At 60.0% G+C, this 11,214-nt stretch carries 8 protein-coding genes and 1 pseudogene; 7 read left to right on the top strand and 2 right to left on the bottom strand.

The window, feature by feature from the left end; all coding sequences use genetic code 11:
• Positions 1-777 precede the first annotated feature (777 nt).
• The 7 genes from A2J01_RS35780 to A2J01_RS13735 all read left to right on the top strand — a co-directional run bounded on the left by A2J01_RS35780 (position 778) and on the right by A2J01_RS13735 (position 9,551).
• Entirely contained in the window at positions 778-1,017 is a 240-nt protein-coding gene (locus A2J01_RS35780; protein WP_156519270.1) for a hypothetical protein, read from the top strand.
• Between the two features lie 166 nt (positions 1,018-1,183).
• Positions 1,184-2,488, top strand: coding sequence for a hypothetical protein (locus A2J01_RS13710; protein ID WP_007728852.1), 1,305 nt, complete (start codon positions 1,184-1,186; stop codon positions 2,486-2,488).
• Positions 2,485-3,921, top strand: coding sequence for an oligosaccharide repeat unit polymerase (locus A2J01_RS13715; RefSeq protein ID WP_007728850.1), 1,437 nt, complete (start codon positions 2,485-2,487; stop codon positions 3,919-3,921). Before A2J01_RS13710 ends, A2J01_RS13715 begins: the two co-directional genes overlap by 4 nt.
• The gene (locus tag A2J01_RS13720) at positions 3,918-4,721 is read left to right on the top strand and encodes an SGNH/GDSL hydrolase family protein (RefSeq protein ID WP_007728848.1); all 804 of its coding nucleotides are present in this window, start codon (positions 3,918-3,920) and stop codon (positions 4,719-4,721) included. Before A2J01_RS13715 ends, A2J01_RS13720 begins: the two co-directional genes overlap by 4 nt.
• Positions 4,718-6,133, top strand: coding sequence for a hypothetical protein (locus A2J01_RS13725; protein ID WP_064112895.1), 1,416 nt, complete (start codon positions 4,718-4,720; stop codon positions 6,131-6,133). Before A2J01_RS13720 ends, A2J01_RS13725 begins: the two co-directional genes overlap by 4 nt.
• Positions 6,130-7,911 carry a polysaccharide biosynthesis tyrosine autokinase gene (locus A2J01_RS13730; RefSeq protein ID WP_064112896.1) on the top strand — a complete coding sequence of 594 codons (1,782 nt, stop codon included), beginning with the start codon at positions 6,130-6,132 and terminating at the stop codon, positions 7,909-7,911. The genes A2J01_RS13725 and A2J01_RS13730 overlap by 4 nt, the downstream gene beginning before the upstream one ends.
• 254 nt (positions 7,912-8,165) lie before the next feature.
• Positions 8,166-9,551 (top strand): glycoside hydrolase family 71 protein, encoded by a 1,386-nt coding sequence (locus tag A2J01_RS13735; protein WP_230587543.1) that lies wholly within the window; start codon positions 8,166-8,168, stop codon positions 9,549-9,551.
• Here A2J01_RS13735 and A2J01_RS13740 read toward each other — a convergent pair whose 3' ends face one another.
• Both A2J01_RS13740 and A2J01_RS13745 read right to left on the bottom strand, forming a co-directional pair.
• A complete protein-coding gene (locus tag A2J01_RS13740; RefSeq protein WP_082900864.1) occupies positions 9,552-10,784 on the bottom strand; it encodes a lipase family protein in 1,233 nt (410 codons plus the stop codon).
• Positions 10,781-11,214 (bottom strand): annotated as a pseudogene (locus tag A2J01_RS13745) (hypothetical protein); the annotation flags it as partial. The gene A2J01_RS13740 and the pseudogene A2J01_RS13745, both read right to left, overlap by 4 nt.

Raw genomic sequence — 11,214 nt, forward strand, 5'->3', positions numbered from 1 at the left:
TCCGCCCGAGATGCCGACCGTATTCTTCATCAACGAACCGGTCTCGGAATCGCAGATCAACTGAACGTCACTGTCTCACTTGACTTGACACATAGCGGCCTGATCTATTCACACATGTTTGGTGACGAGACGGTCTTCATGCCGAAATCAGAACGACTCTTTCTTGCGTTGTCGGGTCTGGATCCGGCGCTTGGTCCGCGCTCTCCCGCTGTGCGCAGATTGTCGAAGCGTCGGATCGTTGCTGCCGGGCTTTTGATGGCGTCGACCAATCCCTTGATTGCCGCGACGTCCCTGAGGCGAATCCTCAGTGGTACAAGTATGTTCCAGCGTGAGGTGGTGAGTCGGCGGGCATCGGGAAACGCAATCTCGTCCTCGGCCGTATCCACGGAACCTGTTCGCGGGTGGTGGCTCTCCGTTCGTTTGGTTGCAGCACCTGGAACCCGTGTGCCTTCCGTGTATTTCTATTGCGCAGTGCTCGCGGCTCTGGAGTGCGGCCCCGACGTCACTCATCACGTGGTTGTCGACCTGCGATCGGCATCGCCCCTACTGGCGAGGACAGGGGGGAATGCGTTCAGTCACATTCCTTTCCGGGCAGATTGGACAGCTAGTAGTCCCCTCGAAGTGGCTTCGCAGGTTCGGTCGAGGATTCGCTCCGGCGAGGCGCTCGTCCGGCGTGCTGCTGGGGAGTTGGTCGGACGGCGCAATAGTCGGTCCCGGGCCGACCCTGATGGCGTGGCGTCCCCGATGGTGCTTGCAACTACAATGTCGTGTTTTCGGGTGCCCGATGATCGAGATCATGCGTTCAGTGGTGGTGATCTGGCGTTCGCGAGGGGAATGCAGACACTCGAGCTGGCAGTTCTCGCGTCCAACATGCGCACGACGGGCCGCTACGCCGACTGTACATACAGCCATTCGGGTAATTTCGTCGATCTCGAGAAGATGCGTTCGGCCGTCAACGCTGCGGCCGCCTACCTCGGGCTTCGAATCGCGGTCAACACTGGCTCGCACTTCGACTAGAGAAGGTTCGTCTGGAGGAGGTTCTCTCTCTGGAGGAATGCACGAAGGCAACCCCGGCTACTTCGCAGTAAACAATCCTATAGACTGTTTCAGGTGGACTGAGCCGACCGACGGTTTCAATTTGATCTCAGTCTGGAGACACCACGTGTGCAAGGGAGGTGGGGTCGTGGCAGGTCTGAAGCTGCGAGTGCTGTTCAGTGCGGGTGACCAAGTGCTGTCCAGCGTAAGTAACGCGTTGATTCTGTTCGCGATGGCCGGACCGTCCTCCGTCAGTGAGTTCGGTCTGGCGATCCTTGTTTTCTCCATCCTCACGGCTGCGCTCGGATTCGTTCGAGGTGCAGTTGGCACACCCCTGCTGTTGATGAGTGCCCACAGTCGCAACAGGATTCGCGCGGAGAGCAGACATGCGATCTCGGGTGCTGCCACCTTCGGAGTCCTGGTTGGGATCGTTGCCTTCGGAGTCTCGGTTTTCCTTCACGAACCGCAGGTAGGGATTGCATACGCCGTTGCCGCGCCGGTTGTTCTCGCGCAGGATGCCTTGCGGTTCACCGCGATGTCGATGGGAGAACCGGAACACGCGTTCTTCAGCGACGCGTTGTGGGCGAGTGCGGCGTTCGGTGTCCTTGTCGTGACTTGGATTCGACCAGAGGCACTTTCGATCGCAGAGATGATTTGGTTGTGGTCCGTCGCCGGAGGACTCGCACTCGTTTACCTGATGATTCGCGTACAGACGCTACCGCGACTGACTGGTCTGTATCGCTGGTGGGCGTCGTTCTGGACTCATCGAATCCGGTTCGGATTCGAGAGTGGCATCGACCAACTGGCTGCAATCGTGATCGTCGCGGTGTCCACGGCCTTCATCGGAACGGTGGCTGCCGCGTCTTTGCGCGGAGCCGTGACCGTCCTGGGGCCGTTCGCCGTGCTGATCAGTTCTCTTCCACTGATCGTCATTCCCGAATCGGTGCGGGCCGGCCATACCGCGCGCCAGGTGTGGAGCACACTGCGTTATGCAGCGTGGCTCACATCTGCGATGGCGGCAACGATCGGATTCGCCGCTCCCTTCCTTCCAGATGCACTCGGCCGAGTCGTTCTAGGAGAGTCCTGGGCCGAGGCTCGCCATGTTCTGCCGTTTCTCGGACTCGAGTACGCGGCGATCTGTTGGATAGCGGGTGTTTACAATCTCTACCGCACTCAAGGAGCCAGCGGACGACTGCTCAAGCTGCGAATTGTCCAGAGTCTCACGGCAATCGTCATCTGCAGCGCGGCCGCGGCCCTCACGGGAACCGCGGTCGGAGTCGCGATCGGGCTGGCGGTCTCGTCCGTCCTCGTTGCGGTGTGCCTGGTGGTCGCTGCCCAACGGAAGCACTCCGGCCGTGAAGACCCCGCGAGCGTGCCGTCCACTGCTGATCGTGCCGAACCAGGCGATCTGCGCCGAACACGAACAGGCGCACTGGCCGGGACGACCACGTGAAAACAATTTCCAGCGGGCGGACAAAGCCTCACGAGTTCGCGGAATTCGACGTCGGGCGGCAGGACTCGTTGATGCCACCGCTGATTGCGATCTGGACCGCGGTGATCATGGTGATCATCGTGCCTTTCGCAGTCGTCGAGTTCACTCCGACACCGCCAGGGCGTGTATGGATGGCGGTACTTGCCGTCACCACGATTTCGGGACTGCGCTATGCGTGGATTGTGGGCGAGGGCTTTCGTCGGCTCGTCGAGATGTCGTTCTGGGTTTTCACCTATGTCTTCATGGGTCTTGCCCCACTTGCCCAGCTCCGCCTGCGAGAGATTCCTCCTACGACGCCCCGAGTGGATCCGTCCCTCAACTCGACAGCGGTGGCTATCGTCCTTCTGGGAATCGGCGGCTTCCTGGTGGGATTAGTGTTCTCCGGAGCGGTGTGGCGTCGAATCAAAGACACGCGATGGGGAAACGCCACAAGCGTGCGTGTGGATCCCGTTCGGGTTTTGATTCTTGCCGGTTGCGCCCTGGTCGCCAACGCGTACTACATCAAGAAACTTGGTGTAGGGACGCTTCTGTCGAGCCGAAGTGCCGTGGTGGAGCAGGCGAGTGCGTCGCTGGGGCAATCCACGGTCGCCAGCATCATCGGCGCCGTCGCGATGATGTCCTTGCTTGTCGCATTCATCGCGGTGGTCAAATACCGTGATCAGAATCCGGGAGCCGATCGTTTATTTCTTCTCTGCGCCATCGTGCTCGGAGCCGTGCTGTTGTTGACTTTCAATCCGATCTCGAGTGCGAGGTATCTGTTCGGTACTGCAGCACTAGCCGTGGCGGCACTTTTCGGACTCTTCGCGACCCGTGGTCGTTTCCGTGTGGTTGCCTTGCTTGCCGTGGCTGCACTTGTCCTGGTCTTTCCGCTCGCCGATGCGTTCAGGTACAGCACGTCGGCACAGTTCAAGACAAGCTCGCCTCTCGAATCGCTCACGTCTCCGGACTACGACGCATTTGCGCAGGTCAACAACACCGTCAACTTTGTGAATACGCACGGGGTTACCGATGGCAAGCAGGCACTCGGAGTTGTTCTTTTCTGGATTCCGCGGACCATCTGGCCCGGCAAAGCTACGGACACGGGCATCCTGCTCGCGGAGAGCCGCAACTACACGGTCAAGAACCTTTCTGCTCCGTTGTGGTCCGAGCTGTTCGTCAACGGTGGGTGGATCGCGCTGATTGTCGGAATGGTTGCTCTAGGCTTGATCGCAGGGATTCAGGACAGGCGAATCGAACTGTCGCTGCGCCAGTCCAGGGCGCCGACGATCCTTGCCTGCATCCTGCCCTTCTACCTGATCATTCTGCTCAGAGGATCACTGCTGCAAGCGATGTCGTACTTCCTCGTCATCATCGGTTGTGCATTCTTCGTCTCACGGCGGGAGGTGACTCGATGACTCGGACGAACCGATTCTCGTCGAGAATCTCTGCCCGTCGCCCGCTGGAACTCGTGGGCCTTGCTCTGCTGGTGGTACTGGTCGTTTGTGCGACGGCGCTGGCGGTGCGTCAGAATTCGGCTGCCGGAAACGGCCGGTCCGCCCTCACAGCAGCGACAACGGTTCCTCAGTTGCCGCCGGACACAGCGCCGGCATCGATGTGGTTCGGCGACAGCTTCACTGCGGGCATCAACGGAATCGGGCTCGGGGCATACCCGAGAATCATCTGCGTCCGGATGGGGTGGGACTGCAATGTCGATGCTCAGGGAAGCACCGGTTTCACCAACGACGGCGCACCCGAGTATCAGGGAACTACAACACGATTCGAGAATCGACTACAGGTGTCGATCGAGCGGTATCGAGCGGACATCATTTTCGTGGACGGTGGGCGAAACGATCTGCACATGAGTCCGATGGATTTGTTTCCCGTCATGACGTCGTACATCGATACCGTCCGGGATGCATGGCCGGATGCGCGTCTGGTGATCATCGTGCCGACATACGTCACACCTGTGCCGTACGACGGATACGACCAATTCGTATCAGCGCTGCGAAGTTACGGGGAATCGGTTGCCGCGACCGTGATCGATCCTGTTGCCGACGGTTGGTACGCCGACGTGGACCTCACGACACTGAAATTCGAGGACGGTGTGCACCCGAATGCAGTGGGGAACGCAGTGATTGCTCAGAAACTGGTGGAATCGCTGACCGCCTCCGGTGTGATTCGCGAGGGCGCGCCGAATGGGGGGATTCTGCGATGAACCCGTCCCGCTTCTTCGGAGTCCTTCGTGACAAGTGGGTTGTCGTCGGCATCTCGACATTGCTCGGCCTGCTGGTAGGCGTTCTGCTGACATTGCTCACGCCGACCACTTTCAAGTCCTCGACCCAGCTCTTTCTCACCACGCCAGGGTGGGGTACACCGACCACTCTGGGCAATGCCGATTCGAGCCCTTTCCAAGGTGACGAATTCTCGCAGCAACGAGCGGGTACGTACACGCGTCTGGCGGAGGGTGCCGACTTCTCGGCCCGCGTCGCAAGTCGTCTGGGCGAGAGTGGTCTGCGTGACGTCGAAAGCATTTCGGTTCGCGTTGTGCCCGACACCGTGTTGCTCGAAATCTCTGGCACCACCGACAGCGCAGACCGGGCGTTGCAACTGACGAACGCGGCTTCGGATGAGATGAACGAGACGATCCGGCGACTCGAGACGCCGAGTGGGACTTTGATCCCGACGGTTCAGCCGCTGACTGTCGTCACGGCGTCAGCACCGACGAGCCCGGCTGGTCCGCAGACGATTCCGAACGTTCTTCTGGGGTTGGTCGTCGGATCGCTGGTTGGAGTGACTGGTGTGATCTTGGCTGCTGCGAGGTCGAGAGCAGTTCAGGGTGTCGACGAATTAGCGGCCTGGACGGGTCTACCTGTGCTCGAGTCGATCCCGTACCTCGGTGACAGGGGATTGTCCGCCGAGGAAGGTGCTCAGTCGGCATCGAGAAGTTATTTTGAGAGACTGCAGTTCAACCGAGGTCTCATCGGGTCAGGTACGCCCGCGTCACCCGTGCTCGTGACCGCTGCCGACGAGGGGAAGATCAGCAGGTTCGCAGCTGGCGGCATCGCCGATGCTGCTTGCGCTCTGGGGTATTCGGTGGTTCTCGTCGACTGCAACTTCCGATCCTCGCGTGCACATATCGAGTTCGGGGTCACCGACATCGTCATGTCGGACAGCGTCCTCGATGATGTTCTGATCTCGACACCGCTGCATCCGACTCTCCTCCGGAGCGGTTCGCCGACCGAAACTCCGGAGCGAGTCTTCGAGTCTGAGTCGTTCAGGCGCATGCTGCGAGATCTGAGTGCCAGGTTCGACGTAGTGGTTGTTTTCGACTCCGGCGGGACGCAGTACGCCGACTCGGGCCGACTGGCCAAGGTATGCCGTTCGATAATCCTTGTCGTTCAGTCTCATTCGACAAACATGCAGACGGTGATGACGAAGATTCACGATCTGGAAATCGCAGGAGCGAAAATCGAAGGTTCGGTCCTCTTGACGACCACGCGCCGAACGCAGCGAGGGGCAGTGTTGCCCGTGAATCGGCCAGACACAACTGACTCGGTGGCAAGTTACACGCCACGGCGCGACGGAGACACACGCACACAGCGATCTCCAAGAAAGGCGAACACATGAATGCACTCAGCACTGCCGCGCGAATTCTGAGGCGGGGGTGGGCACTACCTGTCTTCGCGGTGCTCGGCTTGATCCTCGGTGCTTTCATGGCCATCTCGAGTCCGTCGTCCTACACGTCGACAACTGTGCTGTTCATCGGCTCGCCGATCAGTGCTGACTCGGCTGGCGCCTACCAGGGCGATCTGTTTTCTCAGCAACGAGCGGCGACCTATGCCCAACTGTTTTCGAGCGACGATCTGGCGGTCAAGGTGATCGACGACCTGGGTCTTCCAATGAGCGGACATGAGTTGGCCTCGCAGGTTTCGGCGGCAGCAGTTGAGAAAACTGTGCTCTTGCAGGTCTCGGTCACGGATTCGACGGCCGAAGGATCGGCCGGTATCGCCAATGCGTATGCGAAGAATTTTGCACAATATGTGGGGCAGTTGGAGACCCCTAACAGTGGTGGCCGTCCGAATACCTCCGTCCAGGTGGTCACCGAGGCCAACGCTGAAGATGCCAGTGGGGGTTCGAATCTCGTGATGACGTCCCTGTTCGGCCTCATCGGTGGCCTGGTTGTCGGCATCGGCGTCCGGGTGCTCCTTGGGCGACTCGACCGGTCCGTTCGAAGCGCTTCCATGCTCTCGGCCGTTGCAGGTGTACCGATTTTGGCGACAGTTCCGGAATCGGCCTCGCGGGGATTTCGCGCGTTGACGTTCCCCGCCGACGGCGCGACCGCCTATGCCGAGTCGATACGCAAGCTCAGGACAGGTATCGAGTTCGCCGGCCCGAGTGCCGACGCGATCCGTTCGGTCCTCATCGCCTCGCCTCGGTACTCGGAGCCTGCGGGGTGCATCGCAGCCGATCTCGCGGTTGTCCTGTCCGAAGCGGGACGTCGAGTGCTGTTGGTGGACGGTGACTTGAGGTCGCCGAGCTTGGATTCATACCTCGGTATCAAGCCGGCAGTCGGCTTTTCCGACGTGCTGGCCGGTGCGATTCCGCTCGTGGACGTGCTCGTTCAGGTACCCGGTCGCTCATTGACTCTGCTGCCCGCCGGCTCGATACGATCCGATTCCGGTGATGCCATCGCATCGGTCTCGGCACGCGAGATGCTTTCGGAAGCCTCCGAGAAATTCGAATACACGATCGTCGTGGGTCCACCGTTGTCGCTCTATTCCGATTCGGCTGTGATCGGCTCAGTCGTCGACGGCGTGGTTCTTGTTTCAACACAGAGTATTTCGTCGGTCGACGAGGTGGAAGGCGCAGCGACCACGCTGCGCGCTGCCGGCGCGAACCTGTTGGGCGCGGTGCTGTCGGGTGTCGGACGGGGTGGCTTGGTCAAGGTCCGCAGCCGTGTGAGTGTGGTGGACGAGCCTGCGGCGAACGAGCCTCCGGTGAATGATGCATCGAATGAACCAGTCGGCGCGTGGCCTCCCGTTGAACGAGGAGCCGGCGCGCAGGTAGTACACGCAGAACCAGGTGTGGGATCGACGGGGAAGAATGAAGTGGACAAGCATGATTCGGGGGATTCGGCCGAATCTCCGGCCGAAGATATGCGCATCGATTTCGACGAATGGGAGCCGGCGGAGACTGAGGGGCGCTACACGCGCAGTGATCTGGACAGTCCGACAGTGGCGATCCCTCGCTCGATGCTCCGCACAAAGGTCGCGCATAAGGCGAACCTCTCGAGTGACGAGTTGCCGACCGATAAGCGGCAGGTAAGATCACTCGGTGGGAACGGCGATTCCGATTCCAGGTCGAATCACCCGCCGCAAGCTTCGGATTCTGTGCAGCAGAATTGAATTGGAATTCGATTTCCAGGTTCGGGATGTCAACGTCACCGGACATTGCGGCGTAAGGCCGTGTGTGAGAAGGGGTGGCTGATTCGGTGAACGCCGATGCTCGAAAACGGAAACGGGTGAGTATCGAAGGTTCGCGGGACAGGAAATTTCGTGCAGTTGCCATCGGCATTGCGCTGGTGTCGTCAGTGCTTCTCGTAGTGGCCGGCCTCAGGCTCTCTGATGGAGTGGACCCAAACGCGAGGGTTGACGCGGCGGTGTCATCACACCCCGCCGTCGAGCTTCCGGACAACGGACAGTCGACCGGCAAAATGGTCTTTGCGCACTACTTCCCGCCGTATCCCCTTTCGATCGACAACCTACCGTCGGGCGAAGACTATTACGCCACGCAGTATCTCAATCCGAACGGTGAACGAGGTTCATACGCCGCATTCGGAGGGTTTCTTCGAGACCGACCGCAACCACGGCCTGTTTCAGCTGACCCACAGTGGAGGCAGCGAGATCTCGAAGATGAAGTGCGGCAGGCAATCGACGCGGGAATCAGTGGGTTCTCGGTTGACATTCTGACGAAGTCGTCGAACCCGTTGTGGTCTTCGTCCGTTCCGTCCCAACTTCTCGCCGCTTCGGCTGCGGTTGATCCTGCGTTCGAAATAATGCTGATGCCGGATATGAACGGCGAACTCGGCACATTGGACCCCGCGAATCTGGCAGGCGAGTTGTCGCAGTACGCGTCATCGCCGTCGGTTTTTCGATTGACGGACAACCGGGTGGTGATTTCGCCCTTTCTTGCCGAGAAACACGACCCGGCGTGGTGGTCGCAGTTTCTCGAAATCATGAAGGCCCGCTACGGGATCGAGGTGGCCTTTGTTCCACTCTTCCTCAACTCCACCACGAATATGGATTCATTCGCGTCGATAAGCTATGGAATGTCGACGTGGGGTGGACGTAACCCTTCCTTCAATCCAGTGACGGACACCGGGATCGGCTCGCCACTGGATCAGGTGAACCGAGCGCACGCTCTCGGCAAGATATGGATGCAGTCGGTCTCGTTCCAGGATGCGCGTCCCAGCCAATCGGTTTTCGACGAAGCGCAGAACACTGGGAATCTCCGAAACACCTGGCAGATTGCGCGCGAATCGGATAGCGAATGGGTGCAACTAATTTCGTGGAACGACTACAGCGAAGGTACGGCGTTTGCACCGAGCGAGGGGCACGGTCGTGCGCTGCTCGATTTGAACGCATATTTTGTCGACTGGTTCAAGACCGGAACGGCACCGGCGATTGCACGTGATATCGCGTACGTCACCTATCGGAACCAGCTGTCGTCCGCGCAACCCGCACTACCCTCGGTATCACCGATGATTCTGCGTGCGGGGTCGTCCCCGGTTCGCGACACGATCGAGGTTTTGACCTTCTTGGTCGAAGGTGCCGAAGTGAAAGTTACGGTCGGCGGTACGACGACCACGTGCAGTGCCGATACAGGGATGGACATCTGCACGGTTCCATCGGCGGTCGGCGCCGTCTCGGTCAGCGTGGTTCGAAACGGGGCGGAAGTGGCTTCGGCGAAGGCACATTCAGACGTCGTGTCCACTCCTGCGGTTCAGAACATGGAGTACCTGGTCGATTCGAGTTTTGGACGATAATCAGCAGTCCGACGGCGGTGACTCGCCTCTGAAGCGCGCTTGGAGCCAGACTGCGGTCTCGGACCCCGGATCCAGATTATTGTGAGTTTGGCCTGCCCTGACGATGTGCTGCACCGAATCGCCGAACGCACAGGCATTGTCGACGGCCTCTTGCACCCACTGCGGGCGGATCGTCTGATCAGCGTCGCCGTTGATGACCAAGAGTGGTCCTCCGGCCGGACGCTGCGGAAGGGCGATCGATATGAGCCAGTCGCGCAAGACTGCTCCGGCCTCGTCGGAGTTCGGCAGGGTATCGGCGGGATTCAGTCGTGATGCTTGTTCGCCGCGTTCTTTCAACACCGGACCCGCACATGCCAGCCACATCGCAGAGTTGCTCGCCAGCGCGCCGTGTAGGTAGTTGCCTGGATCGGTGCCGGGTCGAGCGATGGTCAGCCCAGATACTACGTACGACATCATGATCTGCTGTTCATGCGTCAGCCACTGCGACTGGGCCAAGTCGGCGAGCTTGGAAAGATCTGCCGCCGGAGCCAGCGCTACCGATCCGACAAAATTCAATTCGGGCGCGTAGAAACCGGACAACTCTGCCGCCGCCCATGTCGCCTGCCCGCCGATCGACACGCCGAGTCCTGCCCATTTCCCGGACGTGTCCGGGACCATTTCTCGCGCCGCGCGAACTCCGTCGATCAGGTTGAATGCGCTGGTGTTCGGATCGAGGTACGGGTTGATGCCGCCTGCCGGACCCAATCCTTGGTAGTCGGTCATGACTGCGACGAACCCAAGTCTCATCAAAGGGACGATCGTGCTCGCGTAACCCAGGAGATTCGGGTACATCGAAGGTCCGCACTCCGCAGTCACTCCCGTTGTGCCGTGACCGACGGTGACAACAGACCGCCCGCCGGGTGGTGGATCGCCTTCCGGAACGAAGACGACTCCAGACACGACCGTTGAGCTTCCGTCCATACCTGAAGTTGATCGGTACGTGATCTGGTGGGCAGTCGCGCCCACGTCGGCGATCAGTGGATCGATTTCGTCGAACGCGGACGCACTTTCCAGTTTGCCTCTGGCCGCGACGGCGTCGGCGCTGATCGAGGGAAGAGGTACGGACGTAGGAGTCGGTTTTGAGGGCCCTGTGTGGGCAGTGCAACCGGTCAGAAGCGCCACGGTTGTCGCTGCAACGACTACAAATACTTGGGACGACGTTGTAATTCCGTCCCGGGTAGACGTGCGCATCATGCTCCGAGTCGCTCCTGATCGCGCTTCGACACGGCGAGTTTTCGGTCTCCGAACGCATCGAGTGCAGAGGCAACTATCAACCGGCGGACGCGTTCTCGCGAACTGCGATGGAACAGGTTGTGATCGCCGGAGCCTGAGAACAAGACCTGTGGAGGATTCCTCGATCTCGAAAGACGCGCTATACCTCGTCGGCCTCGGTTCGCCTCGAACCACGCTTCGTCTTCCGGCGAGAGTGACACTGCAGTTTTTGTCCCGCGGCGGGTCAAGGTCCGAAGCATCGACTCGGGGGCATTGACCAATCCGAGGAAACCGAGACCGAGCCACACCGGGTAGGGAACGTACCGCTGAGCTCGTCGTCCGGAATTGCGAATTGTTCTGGCCACGAGGAAAATTCGGTTTGCAACGTCAGACTCCATTGCATCGACGTGTG

The organism is Rhodococcus sp. EPR-134 (assembly GCF_001647205.1).
In the GTDB taxonomy this organism is placed as follows: domain Bacteria; phylum Actinomycetota; class Actinomycetes; order Mycobacteriales; family Mycobacteriaceae; genus Rhodococcus_F; species Rhodococcus_F qingshengii.